The 20646-nt window shown below is 45.8% G+C and carries 12 protein-coding genes and 1 tRNA gene; 9 read left to right on the top strand and 4 right to left on the bottom strand.

All coding sequences use genetic code 11. The features are described from left to right. Nucleotides 1–46: 46 nt before the first annotated feature. Complete coding sequence (locus JUB15_RS03400; RefSeq protein ID WP_207510906.1) at nucleotides 47–1390, bottom strand: sensor histidine kinase; 1344 nt, start codon at nucleotides 1388–1390, stop codon at nucleotides 47–49. Nucleotides 1391–1490: 100 nt separating this feature from the next. Beyond that, nucleotides 1491–2849, bottom strand: coding sequence for a sigma-54-dependent transcriptional regulator (locus tag JUB15_RS03395; RefSeq protein ID WP_207510905.1), 1359 nt, complete (start codon nucleotides 2847–2849; stop codon nucleotides 1491–1493). A 301-nt stretch (nucleotides 2850–3150) separates the two neighbouring features. On the opposite strand from JUB15_RS03395, the gene JUB15_RS28745 reads away from it, so the two are divergent. The 8 genes from JUB15_RS28745 to JUB15_RS03355 all read left to right on the top strand — a co-directional run bounded on the left by JUB15_RS28745 (nucleotide 3151) and on the right by JUB15_RS03355 (nucleotide 15407). Next, entirely contained in the window at nucleotides 3151–4407 is a 1257-nt protein-coding gene (locus JUB15_RS28745; protein WP_207510904.1) for an efflux RND transporter periplasmic adaptor subunit, read from the top strand. Between the two features lie 57 nt (nucleotides 4408–4464). Beyond that, nucleotides 4465–5142 carry an ABC transporter ATP-binding protein gene (locus JUB15_RS03385; RefSeq protein WP_207510903.1) on the top strand — a complete coding sequence of 226 codons (678 nt, stop codon included), beginning with the start codon at nucleotides 4465–4467 and terminating at the stop codon, nucleotides 5140–5142. 227 nt (nucleotides 5143–5369) lie between these two features. Continuing rightward, nucleotides 5370–7802 (top strand): ABC transporter permease, encoded by a 2433-nt coding sequence (locus tag JUB15_RS03380; protein ID WP_207510902.1) that lies wholly within the window; start codon nucleotides 5370–5372, stop codon nucleotides 7800–7802. Between the two features lie 20 nt (nucleotides 7803–7822). Next, complete coding sequence (locus tag JUB15_RS03375) at nucleotides 7823–10216, top strand: ABC transporter permease (RefSeq protein ID WP_207510901.1); 2394 nt, start codon at nucleotides 7823–7825, stop codon at nucleotides 10214–10216. 27 nt (nucleotides 10217–10243) lie between these two features. Continuing rightward, nucleotides 10244–12670: an ABC transporter permease gene (locus tag JUB15_RS03370; RefSeq protein WP_207510900.1), complete on the top strand. Its 2427-nt coding sequence runs from the start codon at nucleotides 10244–10246 to the stop codon at nucleotides 12668–12670. A gap of 387 nt (nucleotides 12671–13057) precedes the next feature. Beyond that, the gene (locus tag JUB15_RS03365; protein WP_207510899.1) at nucleotides 13058–13720 is read left to right on the top strand and encodes an ABC transporter ATP-binding protein; all 663 of its coding nucleotides are present in this window, start codon (nucleotides 13058–13060) and stop codon (nucleotides 13718–13720) included. A gap of 194 nt (nucleotides 13721–13914) precedes the next feature. Continuing rightward, complete coding sequence (locus tag JUB15_RS03360) at nucleotides 13915–15258, top strand: TolC family protein (protein ID WP_242696173.1); 1344 nt, start codon at nucleotides 13915–13917, stop codon at nucleotides 15256–15258. 76 nt (nucleotides 15259–15334) lie between these two features. Then, nucleotides 15335–15407 (top strand) — tRNA-Gly (locus JUB15_RS03355). 328 nt (nucleotides 15408–15735) lie between these two features. Here JUB15_RS03355 and JUB15_RS03350 read toward each other — a convergent pair. Beyond that, a complete protein-coding gene (locus tag JUB15_RS03350) occupies nucleotides 15736–18633 on the bottom strand; it encodes an SBBP repeat-containing protein (protein ID WP_207510898.1) in 2898 nt (965 codons plus the stop codon). Between the two features lie 1099 nt (nucleotides 18634–19732). Between JUB15_RS03350 and JUB15_RS03345 the strand changes: the two genes are divergently transcribed. After that, nucleotides 19733–20002 (top strand): hypothetical protein, encoded by a 270-nt coding sequence (locus JUB15_RS03345; protein WP_207510897.1) that lies wholly within the window; start codon nucleotides 19733–19735, stop codon nucleotides 20000–20002. 359 nt (nucleotides 20003–20361) lie between these two features. On the opposite strand, the gene JUB15_RS03340 is transcribed toward JUB15_RS03345, so the two are convergent. Continuing rightward, the gene (locus JUB15_RS03340; RefSeq protein WP_207510896.1) at nucleotides 20362–20625 is read right to left on the bottom strand and encodes a hypothetical protein; all 264 of its coding nucleotides are present in this window, start codon (nucleotides 20623–20625) and stop codon (nucleotides 20362–20364) included. Nucleotides 20626–20646: the final 21 nt, after the last annotated feature.

Below are 20646 nucleotides of genomic sequence, written 5' to 3'. Positions count from 1 at the left end.
TATTAGCCAATTAGCATATTAGCTAATTAGCACATAAGCACATTGACTAAAACTGCATCATAAAAGCAGTCCCCTGCCCTTCTACCGATTGCACCTGGATATTGCCCTTATGCAGCATCATGATCTGCTTGCACAGGCTGAGGCCAATGCCGCTGCCGCTCTTCTTGGTACTGAAGAAAGGAATGAATATTTTATCGAGGATCTCTTCGGGCATGCCAATACCGTTATCGGCTACTTTGATCACCGTTCTATGGTTGTTGGCATAATAAGCAGATAATACAATACGGGGCGCCGGACGCTCTTTCACGGCCTCCATGGCATTCACCACCAAATTAATCAGCACCTGTTCCAGCAGGTTGGTATCAGCATCCAGTTCCAGGTCGGGATCTTTCAATACAATTTCCAGCTCAATATTTTTTTGCTCCAGGGTGGGCTGCATCAGGTGATGCAGGTTTTCGAACAGATCACGAACATAGATCTTCTTCAGGTTCAGCGTGGTGATCTTGTTCAGGTTGCGATAGGTTTCTGCAAACTTCAGCAACCCCTCACTCCTTCTCTTAATAGTGTCGATGCCAAGTTCCAGGTCGTCCATGGAACCAGACTCCATGTCGGGCCGCTCTGCCAGCTGCTGCAGCCGGTATTTCAAAGTTTCAGCAAGCGATGAAATGGGCGCTATGGAGTTCATGATCTCATGCGTCATTACGCTCAACAGCTTTTGCCATGCTTTGGATTCGGTTTCATCCAGGGCCTCGCTTACATTCTGAAAAGCGATCAGCTTGAACTTGCTGCCATCCGTTTGAAAGGCAGTAGCCGACATCAATAATTTAAACGATGTTTTTTCTGAATGGGCGGTAGCGATCTTGGTTTCCCCGGGTTTCAGTAATGTCACCTGCCGGTACAGGTCATTGTCCCGGCGGGCCAGCGAATGAATGGTTTTCAGGTAAGGCAGTTGCAGCATCCGCTTCAGCGATTCATTCATCCACACCACTTCGCCATTGTGCTCCCTGTACGACAAAATGCCCGTATCAACCAGTTCCAGTATTTTTTGCAGGTACTGGAACTGCGTTTCCTTTTCCTTACTGATCACCTTAAACGTGGAATTGATCTCATTGAACCCTTTCCGCAAGGGTTGAAGTTCTAGGGGAGCATGTTTTACATCAAAATAGCGTGAGAAATCACGGTAGTGCACCGATTCAACAAACTGATCCAGCTCGGCATGCGCCTTTCGCTGGAAGCGGTATAACTCAACGATGGCGTAAATGAGCAGGGGCGCCATTACCACCATATACACATAATATCCTTTTACCAGCAGAAATGATGATATGGCCAGGATTACAAAAAGGAACAGCACCTGGAAAATGATCCGCCATTCAAAACGCTTATAAAACAAGTTTGTAGTTTGTGGTTTGTGGTTTGTGGTTGCCTTCCCCTGCATTTCATTATCACAATTTGTCCCGGCTTCGGGATTATCACATTATCACATCATCACATTAAATATCGTATTTACTTAACCTCCTGTACAAAGCAGTGCGGGTAAGTCCCAGCTCCTTCGCCGCCCGGGTAATATTGCCATTGTGCTTTTCAATGACATGTAAAATGGTGTTCTTTTCAACGGCGCTCAGGTTCAGTTCATCGGGTTCTTTCTCGCGCGCAGTCGAAGATTCAATGGGTGAAAAGATAAGGTCGGTAGCCTGCAACACATGCCCGTCTGACATGATCACCGCCCGTTCAATAGTATACTGCAGCTCGCGGATGTTCCCTGGAAAATGATAGCTGAGCAATTTATCGATCGCCTTATCATCCAGTTCCATCACCGGCTTCAGGTACTTATTGCTGTACAACTGACTGAAATGTTTTGCCAGCAAAATAATATCGTTGCCCCGTTTCCGTAAGGGCGGCACCATGATCTCTACGGTATTGATGCGGTAAATAAGATCTTTACGGAACCGGTTCTCATTGGCGAGTTCAGCCAGCGGTACGTTGGTTGCGCAGATCAGCCGGATGTCTACCGGAACCGGATCGTTGGTGCCCAGCCTTATTACCTGCCGGTTTTGCAATACGCTTAATAACTTGGCCTGTTGATGCAGCGAGATATTGCCAATCTCATCCAGGAAAAGAGTGCCGCCATTGGCCGCTTCAAACCGGCCCACACGGTCTTCCCGGGCATCGGTAAAAGCGCCTTTCTTATGACCGAACAGCTCACTTTCGAACAGGGTTTCTGTAAGTGCGCCTACATCCACCTTCACATACGCCTTTTTGGCGCGAAGCGAATGCTGGTGAATGGCTTTTGCAATCAGGTCTTTTCCCGTTCCATTTTCACCTAATATGAGAATGTTGGCATCGGTAGGAGCAATTTTTTCGATCTTATAAAAGATATCCGCCATTATATCAGATTCACCCAGCAGCTCGGTGCCGATGATCGAATCACTGCTGCGTACAGGCGGTGCATTGGTTTTACCTTCTTTTCTTTTTAAGGCATCCTTTATCGTTATGATCAGCTTTTCGTTATGCCAGGGCTTTACGACAAAATCGGCAGCCCCTTCTTTCAGCGAACGCACCGCCAGGTCAATATCGCCGTATGCCGTGATCATGATCACCGCTGCTTCTGACTTAAATTCTTTAACCTTCTTCAACCAGAACAACCCTTCGTTACCGGTATTGATGGAACTGTTGAAGTTCATATCGAGCAAGATGACATCAAAGGATTGTTTCGATAATAACCAGCGAAGATTCTCCGGATTTTTTTCTGTTACCACTTCTTTTGCTTCTGTCTTCAACAGCAGCCGCACAGCAGTTAGTACATCCACATCATCATCGATCACCAGTATGGTAGCATTCTTTAATAACATATTTTTAAATTGAAATTTCAGTGTAGATGTAACATTCGTCACTACAATTATACCATAATTACAAAGGCGTGGCAAACAATTTTTTACGAAAGAACCACGGCTTTACACCATTGTATCAAAAACGAACACCCGGTGTACTGGTTGCGAACAGCCGGGCCTGAATTTACAGTCTAATTTCCTGTAAATCACTTAACTTATATTCTGGCATATTGTTGCGGTAGTGGTAACAGGAAGCCGAAAGCCTGCCGGGCCGACTGGCAGCTCAACAACACCGGCTTGGATTACATTAAAAATTTATACAGTGGATAGAGTTATCGCTAAAAAAACGTGGACCCCAAAACGCATTATAACCATTGCAGGCATTTCAGCGATCGCGTTACTGATCCTGGGCAGTTTTTATTTTACTTCCGGCAAAAGCCGGCTGAATGTAGACACCGAGCGCATCACCATCAGTGAAGTAAGAAAAGGGCCATTCCAGGTAACCATACCCATCAATGGCATCGTATTACCACAAACTTCTATTTATCTGGATGCTCAGGAAGGTGGCCGGGTGGAAGAGAAATTTGTTGAGGACGGCACCATGATGAAGGAAGGCCAGCCCATCCTCCGGTTAAGCAATCCCGACCTGGAGCTAAGCCTGGCCAACCAGGAAACCAGTGTATTCAACGTATTAACCCAAATGCAGATAGCCCGCAACAATGCCCAGCAGAATACTGTTTCCCGCCTGAACCAGATGGCGGAAGTAGACAATGCGCTGAAAGAAGCAGAACGCGTTTATAACCTTAATAAGAAACTGGTTGCCCAGAAGGTGATCGGCACACAGGAATACCAGCAGGCGGAAAATACCTACCAATACCAGCTGCGCCGTAAGAAACTAACAGAGGACATTATGCGGCAGGATTCAGCTACCAACAGGATCCAGCTGCAGCAACAGGAACAGTCGTACCTGAACATGAAAAAAGCGCTCGACCTTATGAAGAAAAAAGTAGGCGACCTCATTGTTAAATCGCCTATTGCCGGTCAGCTAACCTCTTTTGATGCAGAAATAGGCCAGAACATCAGCGCCGGTACACGGCTGGGGCAAATTGATGCTACCAGTGGCTTCAAGATCAGGGCCGATATTGACGAACATTATATCACCAACGTTTTTACCGGCCTGACCGCCAAGTTTACACTGTCGAACAAAGACTATAAACTCAAGATAAAGAAAGTATATACCCAGGTAGTGAACGGCCGTTTCCAGGTGGACATGGAGTTCGTAGGCGAAGTGCCGCAGAATATCCGCAGAGGGCAAACCCTGCAGGTATTACTGGCGCTGAGCGATGAAACACAGGCAGTGCTGGTATCCAAAGGCGGTTTCTACCAAACCACCGGTGGCAACTGGATCTTTAAAGTAAGTGAAGATGGAAAAACAGCTTATAAAGCCGACATCCAGCTGGGCCGTCAGAACCCCGATTATTATGAAGTGCTGGAAGGATTGAAACCCGGTGATAAAGTAGTTACTTCCAGTTATGAAAATTATGGTAATATGCAGGAACTGGTGTTGAAGAAGGAATGATTCCGCATTCATTATTTCACCAAAAATTTCTAAACAACAAATCAAATCATACATCACATGATAAAGATCCGGGATCTCGAAAAAATCTATCGCACGGAAGAGGTTGAAACGGTGGCATTGAATAAAATTTCCATAGATGTTAAGGAAGGCGAATTTGTAGCCATCATGGGCCCATCGGGTTGTGGCAAATCGACCCTGTTGAACATCTTGGGTTTGTTAGACGACCCCGATAACGGCAGCTTCCTCTTCAACAATATTGAAGTAGCTCATTTTAACGAGCGCAAAAGGGCCGAACTGCGCAAACACAACATCGGCTTCGTTTTCCAAAGCTTTAACCTCATCGATGAACTCACCGTTTTCGAAAATGTAGAGTTGCCGCTCATCTATACCGGGGTAAAATCGGGAGAACGCAAAAAGCGCGTGGAAGAAGTGCTGGATAAAATGCAGATCATGCACCGCCGCAATCACTATCCCCAACAACTGAGCGGTGGTCAGCAGCAACGTGTTGCCGTAGCGCGCGCCGTAGTGAATAATCCCAAGCTGATTCTGGCGGATGAGCCTACCGGTAACCTCGACTCCAGCAATGGTAACGAAGTAATGACCCTGCTTACCGACCTCAACGAACAGGGCACCACCATCATCATGGTTACGCACAGTGAACACGATGCCCGCTACAGCCATCGCATCATTCGTATGCTCGACGGACAAACGGTGCTCGAGAACATCATGGTATAAGCTCAATTAGCTAATCAGCTGATGTGCCAATGTGCTATTAAATATGAGCCCGTTTCATCGGCACGTCGATCTTTTGCCAATAGCCTATTGTCCATGCCTGTTGATTTATCATGTACCAAAAGCGAACACCGGCTGTAACGTTAACGAACAAGTTCGTAGATCACTATATAAAAGCTATTGACATTCAATAACTGTGAACCCGGTACAATTCTGGCAAAACAGCCGTCATGATCAAACATTACATCAAGGTCGCTTTTCGTAACCTGGCGCAACAGAAAGTGCTCACGGGTATCAACACCTTCGGTTTGTCGGTAGGCATTGCCTGCTTCAGTTTGTTCCTGTTATACGCCGTACATGAGTTCAGCTATGACCGGTTCCATACAAATGCCGATCGTATTTACCGCATTGTAGAATGGTGGCAGGGCGAAGGCCGGGAACCCGGCGGCGCTGGCGGCGCATATACGCCGGTGGCAGAAGCCATGAAACGCGATTTTCCCGATGTGGAATACGCTGTACGCTTAAAAGGCGCCGGCTGCTTGATGAAAGCCGATAACAAGGTTTTCCATACCTCCATCACATACGCCGATACCCCGTTCTTTCATGTTTTCACTTTTCCCTTGGTATATGGCAGTACCCGAACTGCTTTACAGCACCCGAACCAGGTTGTTGTTACCAAAGAGAAGGCGTTGCAATTGTATGGCACCGTCAATGCAGTTGGCAGGATCCTGCAAATAAAAACTGATAGCGCCTTTGAACCGTATACCATCAGTGGCGTTGCAGAAAATATTCCCGCCAACTCATCTGTAAAGTTCGACCTGCTGTGCAGTTTTGAGCGTATAATCAACCATCCCGAGGTGCAGCAAAGTAATAAGGACTGGTATATGACCATCGGCATGGAAGCGTTCGTGCAATTAAAGCCCGGCAGCCGGCTGGCGTATGAACAAAACCGGCTTGACCTGTTCAGAAAAAAATATTACCCCGAGGATCAGCGACCCCGTAAGAAAGGCAGGAAGGCAATAAAAAAAGAACCGGAGATCCAGACAAGCTTCCGCTTGCAACCTATACGGGATATACATACGAACCCTCAAATAGAAGGCGGCATTGATCCAAAAAATATCTGGCTGCTGATCACGATTGCCGGCGCCGTATTACTGATCGCCTGTATCAATTTTACGACGTTGGCCATTGGCCGTTCCGCAGGCCGCGCGAAAGAGATCGGCGTTAGAAAAGTAATGGGCAGCCGGCGAGCACAACTTATTGGACAGTTCCTCGCAGAATCGCTGCTGCTCAGTGTGGCTTCTGCCATTACCGGACTAATACTCGCCTATACGCTCCTGCCCTTGTTCAACCAATTGGCCGACCGCAAGCTGAGCTTTTCCCCGAGCCGTTTTCCCGAACTCCCCTGGTTGCTGATGGGTCTTATCATATTGGTGGCCTTGCTCGCGGGTAGTTACCCCGCGCTGGTGTTATCATCATTCAAACCCATTGAAGTGTTGAAGCAAAAGATCAGGGTGGGTGGCGCCAACCTGTTCACAAGATCGCTTGTAACATTGCAGTTTGTATTATCAATTGGCTTGATCATTTCCACCATCATCATTCTGCAGCAGCTATCGTACATCCGTTCGAAGAATATCGGATTTAATAAAGAGAACGTTGTCATGATCAATGCGGAGGGGATCGATTCAAAAAAGATCTATCCTTTGTTCAAAGAGGCTATCCAATCCCATACCGGCATTGTAAGTGTAACGGCATCAGAAATGGGATTGGGATCGGGCGAAGGACAAATGGGCTGGGGCTTTACAGATTATCTTGGCAAAGTGAAGGGGGTTATTGCATATCCCGGCGATTATAATTTTCTCAACACCATGAGCATGCAGCTGGTGGCCGGAAGAAATTTCGATCCCGCCATAGCATCAGACAGCATGGGAGCAGTGATAGTGAACGAAGCTATGGTACAGCAGATATTAGGCACAACCAACGAAAAGTCATTGGGTAAACAGATCAAAAATGCCAAAGGCGATGCTGCTCCCAAAACGATCATTGGCGTTTCGCGCAACTTCAATTTTGAAGACCTTACCCATACAGTAAGACCGCAGATGTTCTACCGTCCGGCAATCCTGCAACCGTCACGCATCTTTGTAAGATTGCAGGCCGGTGATCCCCGCAGGCAATTGGCCCTGCTCGATGCAAGCTGGAAAAAACTGGTGCCAGATGCACCATTTGAATATCACTTCCTGGATGAAAAGTTTGACAATTTTTATAAGAACGAAAAACGCTGGAGCGCTATCGCAGGCTGGGCCGGCGGCATTTCTATTTTCCTGGCCTGTTTGGGGTTGTTTGGACTGGCAGCGCTGGCGGCGGTGAACCGGACCAAGGAAATAGGCATCAGAAAAGTAATGGGCGCCACGGTAACCAATGTAGTGGCCTTGTTGTCGAAAGAGTTTATAAAGCTCATTGCCATAGCGTTGGTGATCGCTTCTCCCCTTGCCTGGTATGTGATGCATGACTGGTTGCAAGCCTATGCCTGGCGCATTAATATTACGTGGTGGGTTTTTGCGGTTACCGGATTGTTTGCCCTGTTCGTGGCCGTTACCACAGTAAGTGTGCAGGCAGTGAAAGCAGCGCTGTCGAACCCCGTAAAAGCATTACGGACCGAATAACGCATTAATCATTCATAGCCATGATAAAAAATCATTTAAAGATCGCATTCAGGAATCTCTGGCGCCACCGGGTTTTCTCCTTTATCAATATTATGGGTTTAACCGTTGGCATGACGGCCTGTTTCCTGATCTTTCTGTATGTACGCTTTGAATTGAGTTATGACCGTTTTCATGCAAAAGCCGATCGTATATACCGGATCGTGGCAGATATAAAAACGCCTACAGAAACGATTCCGGCGAGCGGTCCGGCCTGGCCTGTAGGACCACACCTGAAGCTCGATTTCTCTGAAGTAGAAGCGTATACCCGGGTATTACCTGATCAGATATTATTTAGAAAAGGCGATGTAAAATTTCAGGAACCAAATGCCATTTGGGCCGACTCGGCTTACTTCAGCATATTTTCTTACATATTGATCAAAGGCGATGCACGCACCGCATTGAAAGAACCATTCAGCGTGGTGCTCTCAGAAACAGCCGCCAAAAAATATTTTGGAAAAGAAGACCCGATGGGCAAAACCCTTTTGATGACCGGCGATGCAGCGCCGGCCACTATCACGGGTATCATGCAGGATATGCCGAATAATACCCAGGTAAAAGGCGATGTGCTGGTATCTATGAGCACTATTACGGCCAAATGGGCGCAGGACCTGGATAACCAGTGGGGTAATTATTCGCCATGGGCATACATTCTCCTAAAGCCAGGCATCAATGCCCGGGCACTGGAAAAGAAATTACCGGCCTTCCTCGAAAAATGGTCGGGCAAAGAAATGAAGCAGTTACAGATGTTCGTTACCCTGAAACTGGAACAGTTGAAAGATATTTACCTGAAATCTACCCGTGGCGAAGCTATAGGAAGTAAAAAAGTGGGGAACATTAAGAATGTTTATACTTTTTCAATCATAGCTGCATTTATCCTTTTTATTGCCTGTATTAACTTCATAAATCTTACTACAGCCAGGGCAACAGAAAGGGCTAAGGAAGTGGGAATACGTAAAGTAGCCGGTGCGGTGAAAACACAACTTGCGCGGCAGTTCATCGGCGAATCGGTGATCATCTGCTTTATCGCTTTCCTGTTTACATTGGCGCTTTCTGCGTTATTACTGCCCTCTTTCAATCATCTTGCCGGCAAAACCATCAGTGAGGGCATTTTCACAAATAGCAGTTTGTTGCTCTTGCTGTTGGGTGCCGGCATGGTGATCGGGCTGCTCGCCGGTATTTACCCCGCGTTAGTACTTTCGGCATTTAAACCCATTGAGGTATTGAAAGGCCGGTTTGCTACCGGAAGCAAAGGAAGCATTTTACGGAAAAGCCTTGTAATTGCACAATTCGCCATTTCCACCGCATTGATCATCGGCACCATTATAGTTTACTCACAAATGAGCTATATGCGTAACCGTAACCTGGGTTTCAACAAAGATCAGGTATTGGTGATAGACACCGATGGCGATAAAAACCGGGAAGCGTTGCAACAGGCAATAAGCCGTTTACCCAATGTAAGATCCACTACCTTATCGGCCAGCGTACCGGGCGGCGCTTATTCAGGCGCCTATTCGGAATTGGAAAATATCAAAGGCGATCTGCAGATCACCAACCTCGATCTGTATTTTGTTGACTTTAATTATATTCCGCTGTACAATATACAAATGGCTGCAGGCCGGCCATTCTCGCCGGAACACAAAACAGATTCCAGCCAGGCCATCATTCTGAATGAAGCGGCAGTACGGTTACTGGGGTACCATACACCTGATCAGGCTATTGGCAGACGATTCAAACAATGGGGTCATGAGGGAAAGATCATCGGCGTCATTAAAGACTTTCATTATAAATCACTGCAACAACCTATAAAACCCCTGTCGATGCGCGTGGAATGGCCACGTTTTAGTTTACTATCGGTGAAAATTAATCCTGAGAATGTAACAAGAACCATATCGGCCATTGAAAAGGAATTTAAAACAGTGATCCCCAACCGGCCATTCAGCTATTATTTCCTCGATGAATTTTTCAACCGGCAGTATCACGATGAAGAGCGGTTCGGCCGTCTCTTTCTGAACTTTGCTATGCTGGCCATCTTTATTTCCTGTTTAGGCTTACTGGGACTGGCTTCCTACAGCACCATGCAAAGAACCCGGGAGATCGGTATCCGCAAAGTAATGGGCGCATCCGTGTCGAACATCATTAACCTGTTATCAAAAGAGTTCTTAAAGCTGGTTGTGATCTCTTTCTTTATTGCAGCGCCGGTTGCCTGGTATTTCATGCATAAATGGTTACATGATTTTGCGTACCGTACCAGCATCAGCTGGTGGATCTTTGCTGCCGCAGGCATCCTGGCGTTGCTGATCGCCATATTGACCATCAGCTTCCAGGCCTTTAAAGCCGCGGTATCCAATCCTGTGAAAGCTTTGCGCACTGAATAAGATCATTCAAAATGTAAGAATAAAGCTATGCTTAAAAGTTATTTAAAGATCGCCTTACGCAAACTTTGGAAAAGCAAGGGCTTTTCGGCGATCAATATAATCGGACTGGCCATTGGACTGGCCACCTGTTTGCTCATTATGCTGTTTGTGCTCGATGAGCTGGATTATGACCGGTATCATAAAAAAGCAGATCGCATCTACCGGGTAGATACCGATATAAAATTTGCCGGTAATCGCTTTATTTCTGCCGTAACGCCCGATCCTATGGGCCCAACCCTCAAAAAAGACTTTCCGCAGATAGAGCAGTTCGTGCGTTTCAGAAGCGCCGGTGGTCTGCTGCTTAAAAAAGACAATGAAAACGTGCAGGAGAACAGGGTGATCTATGCAGATTCTACCCTGTTCGATGTATTCACCTTTCCCATGCTTGATGGTGATGCCAAAACAGCCTTACAGGAGCCGAACAGCCTCGTACTAACTGCCACCACAGCGCGTAAATATTTCAATACCACGCAGGCAGTGGGTAAAAGCATCCTGATCGACAATCAGCATACCTATAAGGTCACCGGTGTTATAAAAGACATCCCTCCGCAGTCGCATTTCAACTTCGACATTTTTGTATCGCTTGCTACCCTGGAAGAAAGCCGGCGAAACAACTGGTTAAGCAACAACTTCAACACCTATGTAGTTTTGAAAGAAGGCGCCAATCCCAAACAGCTCGAAGCGCAATTCGACGCCCTGGTGGTAAAGTATATAGGGCCACAGGTGCGGCAATTCCTGTCGGCCAGCCTCGACGATCTCAAAAAAAGCGGCAGCCATGTAAAGCATTCTTTAATGCCTCTTACCAGCATTCACCTGCATTCTGATAAAGTTGCCGAACTGGGCGCCAACAGCAGCATTCAGTATGTATATATTTTTTCGGCGATCGCTTTTTTCATCCTGCTTATTGCCTGCGTAAATTTCATGAACCTGTCAACAGCCCGTTCTGCGAACCGGGCGCGCGAAGTAGGAGTGCGAAAGGTATTGGGTTCATTAAAGACAAACCTGGTAAAGCAATTCCTTACTGAAAGTATGCTCATCAGTTGCATTGCGCTGGTGCTGGCCCTGCTGCTTACCTTTGCCATGCTCCCCTACTTCAATGATCTGGCAGCAAAAAATATTACATTAGATTTCCGGGCAACCCCCTGGCTGATCCCTATTTTATTACTGCTGGTATTGATCACCGGTATGCTGGCCGGCAGTTACCCGGCTTTTTACCTCTCGTCTTTCAAACCCATACAGGTCATTAAAGGCAAGCTGGCCGGGGGTTTTAAAAGAAGCTGGTTACGCAGCAGCCTGGTCGTTTTCCAGTTTGTGATCTCCATTGTGCTTATCATTGCCACCATCGTCATTTATAAACAGCTTCATTTTATTCAATCACACAAACCCGGGTTCAACCGGGATCAGGTGGCGATAATCCATAATAGCAGTCCGCTGGGTAACAAAGCCAGGGTTTTCAGAGAGGAAGTAGTGAAATTAGCGGGCGTTGAAAATGCTACCATAACAGGCTATCTGCCTACAGATAGCTGGCGGAACGACAATCCCGTATTTGCCGACCCAACCCTCGATCGAAAAAGAGCCGTATCCATGCAAACCTGGGATGTGGATCATCAGTACATCCCTACCCTCGGAATGGAAATGGTGGCGGGCAGGAATTTTTCAAAACAGTTCCCAACCGACTCAAGCGCAATCATCATAAACGAATCTGCCGCAAAAATGTATGGCTTTGATGATCCCATTGGGAAAAACCTTTATTTCATCAGGGATATTAACCACCCGGAAAACGTTTCTACCCTGCATATCGTTGGCATTGTAAAGGACTTTAATTTCAGCAGCCTGCGGCAGCATGTTTCACCCCTGGCGTTAATGCTGGGAGATAACCAGGGAAATGTAGCGCTCCGTATTAAAAGTAAAGATATTCCTCACCTGGTAAGTCAGATAGAAAAAAAATACAAAGCGATAGCTCCGGGCGCTCCCTTCGATCTCACCTTCATGGATGAAGACTTCAATAACCAGTACCGTACAGAACAGCGTATGGGCGCCATAGCCATTTCCTTCTCGGTGCTGGCTATATTGATCGCCTGTTTGGGCTTGTTCGGATTGGCCGCTTATGCCGCAGAGCAACGCACCAAAGAGATCGGCATCAGGAAAGTGCTGGGCGCTACCGTAAGTAACATTACCGCCATGCTGTCGAAAGACTTTCTGAAACTGGTGATCATTGCTGCCCTCATTGCCTTCCCGCTGGCCTGGTGGGTAATGTACAGCTGGCTGCAGGACTTTGCCTATCGCACACATATCAGTTGGTGGGTGTTTATATTGGCCGGACTGCTTGCTGGCGGAATAGCGATCATTACCGTTAGTTTTCAAACGATCAAAGCAGCGTTTATGAACCCGGTGAAGAGTTTAAGGACCGAATAAAGCTAATTAGCTAATGTGATAATTTGATAATGTGATAATGTGATAAGTGATAATGGAATAGAGGTTGAAATGCAATAGGCAATGAGTTTACGACGGCGCAAGCTTGGTTATTAGTTTCAAAATTTCGCGAGCTATTCACCATTGACCATTCACCATTGACCATTGACCATTCACCTGTATCAAAACCGGACGGTTCCTGTATCGAAAACAAACGCATGCAGATCCAATTCCCTTATAGTATATTGCAAATCACCTGACTATAAACTGGCATGTGGTTAATGTGATGATGTGATAATTAGCTGATGTGAATGAAATGCAGAAAGCCAAACCGGTAAGATGCAGAACCGAAACAAGCAACTATAAATTAAGAACCCAGATCCAAGAAATATGATCGAACTGAAGCACATCTCTAAATGGTACCAGGTAGGCGGTAAACCCACATTTATTTTAAAGGATATTAATCTGACGATCAGAGAAGGAGAATTCGTTTCCATCATGGGACCCTCCGGTTCAGGTAAATCGACCCTGCTGCACATCCTGGGCATGCTCGATGATGCATCGGAAGGCGAATATCATTTTATGGACCAGCCCGTACACAACCTGAAGGAAAAACAACGGTCGCAAATTTACAAACAGCATATAGGCTTCGTGTTTCAGGCATATCACCTGATAGATGAACTGACCGTGTATGAAAATATTGAAACGCCACTCATTTACCAGAATATTAAGTCTGGCGAACGTAAGGCTATGGTTGCCGATATGATCGACCGTTTCAATATCGTTGGTAAAAAAGACCTCTTCCCTAACCAGCTCTCGGGCGGACAACAGCAGCTGGTAGGTATTGCCCGCGCCCTGATCGCCAAACCCAAACTGTTACTGGCCGATGAACCAACCGGTAACCTGAACTCAAAACAAGGCGAAGAGATCATGGATCTGTTCAAACAGCTGAATAAAGAAGGCGTAACCATTATACAGGTAACCCATTCGGAAAAGAATGCCGGCTATGGATCGCATATTATAAACTTGCTGGATGGACGAATTGAAAACTAATTTGATAATGTGATAATGTGATGATGCAATAATGAAATACAATTGGGGAACGGCAATGAATTTCAGGCGGCGCAAGACCGGTTATTAACTTTGGCTGTAGGAATACTCACCATTCACCATTGACCATTCACCATTGACCATTCACCATTGACCATTCGCTATTGAACATTGACCCTTAAAGAACGCAAACGATAATGATAAGAAAATTATTCATATTAGGGAGTATAGCCATGATGATGTACATGGACGGCCGGGCGCAAAGCATTACCGGTCGCCCATTGTCGTTGCAGGAATGTGTGCAAACGGCTTTTGCCAATAACCTGGATGTGAAGCAAAGTGACCTCGATATGCAGCGCGCCGCTGTTTCATGGCGTCAGTCGAAGGCCAATATGTTACCGAATCTCAACGGTCAAATTGACCACACGCTTAACCAGGGCCGTAGCATTGACCTCAGCACGAACAGCTATGTGAACCAGCAACAAACCTCCGGCAGTTATTCCTTGTCAAGCGGCGTAACGCTCTTCAACGGATTGCGGTTATTGAATACGTTAAAGAGCAGTCAATACGCTTATGAAGCCAGTAAAATGGAACTGCAGCAGCAAAAAGACCAATTGATGCTGGATGTGATACTGGCCTATCTGCAAATTCTCACCAGTACCGACCTGCTGAAGCAGGCGCAAACGCAGGCCGATGTAACCCGCAAACAGGTAGAACGGCTGGAAACGATGAACGAAGAGGGCGCCATAAAACCTTCAGACCTTACAGATATGCGGGGGCAGCTCGCCGATAACAAACTGAGCGTGATCAATAACCAGAACAACCTCGAAGCAGCCCGCCTGTCGTTGTCACAATTAATGAATGTGCCGTACAATAAGGACCTGCAGGTAGAAAGTTTACGGGCCGACCAGCTGGAACTGAATTACGCCACTACGCCCGATAGCATCTACCAGATCGCGCAGCAGCAACTGGCAATCATTAAAGCGGCGGACCTGCGTACGAAAAGCGCTGAAAAGGCCGTGCAGGCTGCACGCGGAAACCTGTTTCCTTCGCTTGACCTGGGCGCTGGCTTTTATACACCGTATTCCAGTACCGCCAGGGATTCAGCAGCGCAGAAAATTGAATATTATGACCAACTCAGCAACAACTACCGCACGTATGTTGGCCTGGGTATTAGCATTCCTATCTTCAATAATTTCCGGTTCCGCAACCAGATAGCGCTTGCGAAAATTGATCTTAAAAGTGCAGCGTATACCGCGAAGACCCGGCAGATCCAATTAAAGCAGGCCATAGAAAGGGATTTTGTGAATATGACGGCAGCGAAGAACAAATACCAGGCCCTGGTTGACCAGGTGACGGCATATGCAGAATCATCCCGTGCGGCAGAAGCCCGTTATTATGCAGGTGCTTCTACCGTGGTGGACTTCCTCATAGCCAAAAACAATTTAGACCGGGCTAATGTGAATCTCATTATCGCCCGGTACGATTATGTGCTTCGCACTAAAATTCTTGATTACTATCAGGGAAAACCGTTGTGGTAGTTGATCATTGAATTTACTTTTTTCTTAACTTAGTTTAAAGAATCCGCCTACGCCAAGACTTCGGCGGATGAAATAAGCGGAAGTAGCTCAGTTGGTAGAGTGGAAGCTTCCCAAGCTTCAGGTCGCGCGTTCGAACCGCGTCTTCCGCTCAAAGCTGAAATCTTTAGAGATAAGGGTTTCAGCTTTTTTTATAAATATCTTTTTTGCTTTAAGGAAGATTTAAAGGTCACGCTCTCGGTCACCATAGAACGCCGTTAGTAATTTTTAACTGCTAAGCATCACTGAGTTCCGCTATTGCCAATCGATATTGATCAATTATTTTATATCGAATCAGTTTGTGACTTAGCGCATCGGCAGAGCGTGCAAAGACAACCCCGACGGTTTACCGCCGGGGCGCATTATTAAAGATATGTATGAGCCATTACTGTATAGCCCTGGAAACAATTGGCGAGTAACCCTTTTGTCCTTTACGGTAACTTACTTTTTAACAAGCTTCAATACCACTTTCTCGGGCCCCTGCACTATTTCTGCCAGGTAAACGCCCGGTCTGAACTGATAGCCGGTCTGTAGGGTACCACTGGAGGCAAGGCTGGTTCTTTTTTCCACCAGTCTGCCAAGCAGATCGGTGATCGTAATAGTTACTGGTTTATCACTCCCGCTCCACTGCAGGTTGATGTATTCTGTAAATGCATTCGGGAAAGCTTTTACACTTAGTTTAGCGAATCCTGGTTGCTCAGGATTGGTGGCCAACCGGGTGGTTATGAGTGGTGTTTGCTCATACTTGATGGTGGCATAATCGAAGTTGGTTCCATTGCCGAAGCTCCTACCTGTTACATACACATTGCCATCATTATCAAGGTCGATGGCAGTTGCGTTATCGGCGCCATTGCCCGGTCCGTCATACCTGGCCACCCATTGCTGTACGCCGGCTGCATTGTACTTAATGGTCGCATAGTCTTGAGAATTATCGGTATTGCCGCTCATGCTGCTGCCCGTAACATAAACGTTACCTGCAGTATCCAGTTCCAGCGCTGCTGCAATATCGAAAGAATTAGCGGGGCCATTATACAAACTTGCCCATTGCTGTACGCCGGCATTGTTGTACTTAACAGTGCCGTAGTCACCCCCACTTCGTCCGGTCACATACACATTACCTGAAGCGTCTATGGCTATGTCCCTGGCTTCATCGTCGAAGAAAATAGAAGGGGTATGAAACCTTGCCACCCACTGCTGAACGCCTGCTGTATTATACTTAATTGTAGCATAATCGCTGCCGGTGCCAATGCCATAGCTACGCCCGGTTACATACACATTGCCAAATGCGTCCGTTACCAGGGCAGTGGCCACATCGGAAAAATTTTCCGGGCCGTTATACCTGGCCACCCACTGTTCATTTCCATTGGCATCATACTTAACAGTAGCATAGTCTCCCGAAATACCACTTGCATAACTTGATCCTGTTACATACACATTCCCGTTCTCGTCCACGGCAATGGCATTTGATTCGTCGATAAAATTAAATGGACCATTAAATCGTCTTATCCATCTTGTATTTCCATCTTTATCGTATTTAATAGTAGCATAATCGCTGCCGGTTCCAATACCGCCACTCGGTCCCGTTACATACACATTTCCGCTTTTGTCCACCGCAATAGCCCTTGCCTGATCGAAACCATTACCGGGACCATTATACCTTTTTACCCATTGGGTGTTTCCCGCTTCGTCATATTTAACAGTGGCAAAGTCGTTACCTGTTCCCATGCCCTCGCTCTGTCCCGTTACATACACATTTCCATTCGCATCCAGCGCCATGGCTGTAGCCTCGTCGGAACCATTTCCGGTGCCATTGTATGTTTTTTTCCATATTCTGTTTGCATTGTTGTCGTATTTATAGGTGGTATAGTCTAAACCGGTTTTAAGCCGGCTGATAGCACCGGTTACGTGAACATTGCCATGTTTATCAACGGCCAGGGCATTCGCACGGTCAGGACCTCCGGCCCGGTTGTTATACCTTTGTACCCACTCCTGCATACCGGCCGGATCGTATTTAATAGTACTAAAGTCCAGATCGCTCCTGCCAGTAATATATACGTTACCCTCTTTGTCTAAACCAATAGCGTTCGCCGCGGGGCCTTCAAAAATCGCAAACCATTGCTGCACCCCATTGGTATTGTATTTAACGGTAGCAAAATGAAACGTATCCTGTACGGCGATGCCTCCGGTAATATATACGTTAGCCGCTGAATCGAGCACAAGGTCAGTGGCGCCTTCTCCACCCTGGGCACCCAGTTCTCCAACGCCTTCAAAGAGCGATGCCCACTGCTGTGCACCGGCCGCATTGTATTTGATAGTCACATAATCATTGACAGGATCCAGGTCTCTCGGACCGCTTACCCCTGTCAGGTACACATTGCCGGAGCGATCCACCGCTATGGCATTTCCTTCGTTATGGGCCTGGCCCTGGTAAGTTACCAACCATTGCTGGTTCCCGGCAGTATTGTATTTGATCGTCACAATGGCGGTTGGATTTCCATCTTCACCCACGTCTGTCGTGGAAAAACCCGTTACATATACATTGCCATTGTCGTCCAGAGCCAGTGCTTTTGCGATATCCAGGTCATTAAAAGCACCATTAAACCTTTGTACCCATTGCAAATCACCATCATCGTCGTATTTGATAGTGGTATAATCGCCGCCCGTTCCAAGACCGGTGCTAAACCCCGTTACATATACATTACCGTTTTTATCTACAGCAATGGCTGTTGCCTGATCGGCGCCATTACCAGGACCGTTATACCTTTTTACCCATTTGGTATCGCCATCGTCATCGTATTTGATAGTGGTAATATCGCCAGCCGTTCCGCTGCCGGTGCTTGTACCGGTTACATACACGTTTCCATCTTTATCCACAGTTATGGCAAACGCCTGGTCTATTCCATTACCTGGTCCGTTATATCTTTTGACCCACTTTGTGTCTCCGTCATCATCATACTTAATGGTTGCAAAATCCAAACCTGTTCCGCTGCCGGTGCTCCAACCTGTTACATACAGATTGCAATTGCGGTCTGTGGCTATGGCAACTGCTCTGTCTACACTGTTTCCCGGTCCGTTATATCTTTTTAGCCATTTTTTATCTCCATCGTCATCATACTTAATGGTGGTATAGTCGTTATTGGTACCTACACCGGCGCTAACACCCGTTACAATCACATTGCCATTACGGTCCACCACCAGCCCATTGGCCTGGTTAAAAGAATTGGCATCGCCGTTTTGCCTTTTTACCCATTTTTCAACGACCTGACCAAAAGAAATGGCAGACGTACAAAGAAGAAAGACAAATAGAAATGATTTTTTGAATAGTAGCATGTTCCTCATAACTGAAAGATTTGAGATTTACAAATAATGGTAAACAATGACTACCGGTTGCATTTGGTATCAGCGGGCAGGATAGTTTTCAGCGGAAAAAATTAAAACATTGGAATAATGTGGCTATTGGAATGAATGGGAAGCATCAATAAAGTGCAGAGCAATGATCTTACAAAGTACGGTTATTGGCGCGGTCTGTACAATGACCGCTATCAGGTATGGTTAAGTTCAGTTGCATTGACCGTTCTGATTCACAAAGCGTTTTCATAACATAATTGAACACAAATAACATAAATGGAACGGGAATGAGCATAAGCAAGTCTGAAATGAGCCATATAACAGTTCAAAATGAAACTATTTTAATTAATTCTAAAACTATATTTATATAACCTGAGTACTAGGAGATTATAAAAAATTTTTTAACGCACAAACGGTCTGAAGATCAGAACTTCCTTTTAACTTTGATAGTTCTTTTTTCTAATTGCGATATCTTCTCCTGATTTTAAACACTGTACACGCATCTGCGTAACCAATAAGGCTTGCATTGAGTCAAGCCAATGATTTTGAATGCTCACCGACGCTGTTTCAAGATACTGAAAGGGATATTACATTTAACTACGTGATTTGATGGATTCTGAAGGGAGAAATACTTGCTCTTTGAAATAACGGAAATGAACTATTGTTTAGGTTATATTTAGCAATGGAACATAGACCTATAGAAGAAACGATCTGCTGCCATGCCACTGAAAAACTGCTATCAAAGCAATTGATAATAACTTTATCTACCAATTAGGATCTTTAAATCATAATTGGCGCATGAGTATCTTATCCTGTCCTGAATTGACGTACCAACCAACCATTTGAATTATGTGTCATAATTTTACACCATTATTATCACGCAGACCTTAAATATCTATTTGGACATTTTCTTCTCCACTATCATACCTTATCGTCAGCACCATCCAACTATTATTCAACACTTTTTCCGGTTCTGCAATCCGGGGATCCTTTTCATTCAGTTCGAGCCTGAATGGTTATTAAGTAATGCCAGGTAACCTGTAACCAGAGGTTAGGTGGAATTATTTTTAACCAACAAAAATGAATGATTATGACAGTTACGTATGTAACTATTATTGTTATTCGCGCGCAACGCGAATACCAACATGAAAGATCGCATTTTACCTTTCAGGTAGGCGGACCCGAAAATGAGCCGTCCCCGGTTCCTGACAACAAAAAGGCCCCCCGAAAGGAGCCTTATCCGGGTTTTTGTAAACCCAGTTTTTATGATAAGATGTGCGGTGCCATCGAAATTGTTATCAAGGTGATCTATGCTATTGGTTTACTTGGCGGTGTACTCAATAGTTTTATCTCCCGCTAACATGATGGAGCGCCCATCCAGCCAGCTGATTGTAATCCCCAGCTGGCTTTTTTTTGCCGTTTATTGACAAACTTTTATTATGTAAGCATAATAATAAGTACCGCCCACTGAAACAAAACTGCTCCTAATCGCATGTATATCAAAGCCGAACAAATTAGAGGGGAATAGATCGTCTGGTTGGGGAAGAGCAAAAAAAAGCAACATTTTTGCTGCACTATTTTGCCAAATATAGGTTATAAACACCCGGTCTATAAAAGTGTGACAACAAAAAAAAAGGAAAAGTTTTAAGAATACAACACAACCCCTATAGGTATTTACAAGTAAACACTTAGTTCGGAAAATTTAAAGTTCATCTCACGTCATAGGCCCACCCGAATGAAGCCGTCACACAGGCTTTCAAAATACCCCGCTCTATGATGATCTCCAATTCCTAACGCTTCTTTTTCGATCTCATCCTGCATACCTTGCACCACTCTTATTAAAACGCCAGAACCCAGGTAACCTATTTGAGTATATGTAGAATGCACACAATCTCGTTCACCCATTTGCGATATCCTAGCCAGTTGTGCCACTAAAAATGAAATATCAAAGTAACCCGCTAAAAACCGGGCTATTTCTGACATTTTATTTATCTTCCTTCCTTC

Origin of the sequence: Longitalea luteola, from assembly GCF_017356035.1 — a bacterium.
In the GTDB taxonomy this organism is placed as follows: Bacteria; Bacteroidota; Bacteroidia; order Chitinophagales; family Chitinophagaceae; genus Niastella; species Niastella luteola.
This window is presented reverse-complemented; position numbering and strand designations above follow the sequence as displayed.

Bases quoted from the DNA above. Each gene is read 5' to 3' on its own strand.
- JUB15_RS03360 (WP_242696173.1), top strand. From the start codon at position 13,915: ATGATAAGAAAATTATTCATATTAGGGAGTATAGCCATGATGATGTAC.
- JUB15_RS03395 (WP_207510905.1), bottom strand. From the start codon at position 2,849: ATGTTATTAAAGAATGCTACCATACTGGTGATCGATGATGATGTGGAT.
- JUB15_RS03385 (WP_207510903.1), top strand. From the start codon at position 4,465: ATGATAAAGATCCGGGATCTCGAAAAAATCTATCGCACGGAAGAGGTT.
- JUB15_RS03370 (WP_207510900.1), top strand. From the start codon at position 10,244: ATGCTTAAAAGTTATTTAAAGATCGCCTTACGCAAACTTTGGAAAAGC.
- JUB15_RS03375 (WP_207510901.1), top strand. From the start codon at position 7,823: ATGATAAAAAATCATTTAAAGATCGCATTCAGGAATCTCTGGCGCCAC.
- JUB15_RS03345 (WP_207510897.1), top strand. From the start codon at position 19,733: ATGACAGTTACGTATGTAACTATTATTGTTATTCGCGCGCAACGCGAA.
- JUB15_RS03380 (WP_207510902.1), top strand. From the start codon at position 5,370: ATGATCAAACATTACATCAAGGTCGCTTTTCGTAACCTGGCGCAACAG.
- JUB15_RS03350 (WP_207510898.1), bottom strand. From the start codon at position 18,633: ATGAGGAACATGCTACTATTCAAAAAATCATTTCTATTTGTCTTTCTT.
- JUB15_RS03340 (WP_207510896.1), bottom strand. From the start codon at position 20,625: ATGTCAGAAATAGCCCGGTTTTTAGCGGGTTACTTTGATATTTCATTT.
- JUB15_RS03365 (WP_207510899.1), top strand. From the start codon at position 13,058: ATGATCGAACTGAAGCACATCTCTAAATGGTACCAGGTAGGCGGTAAA.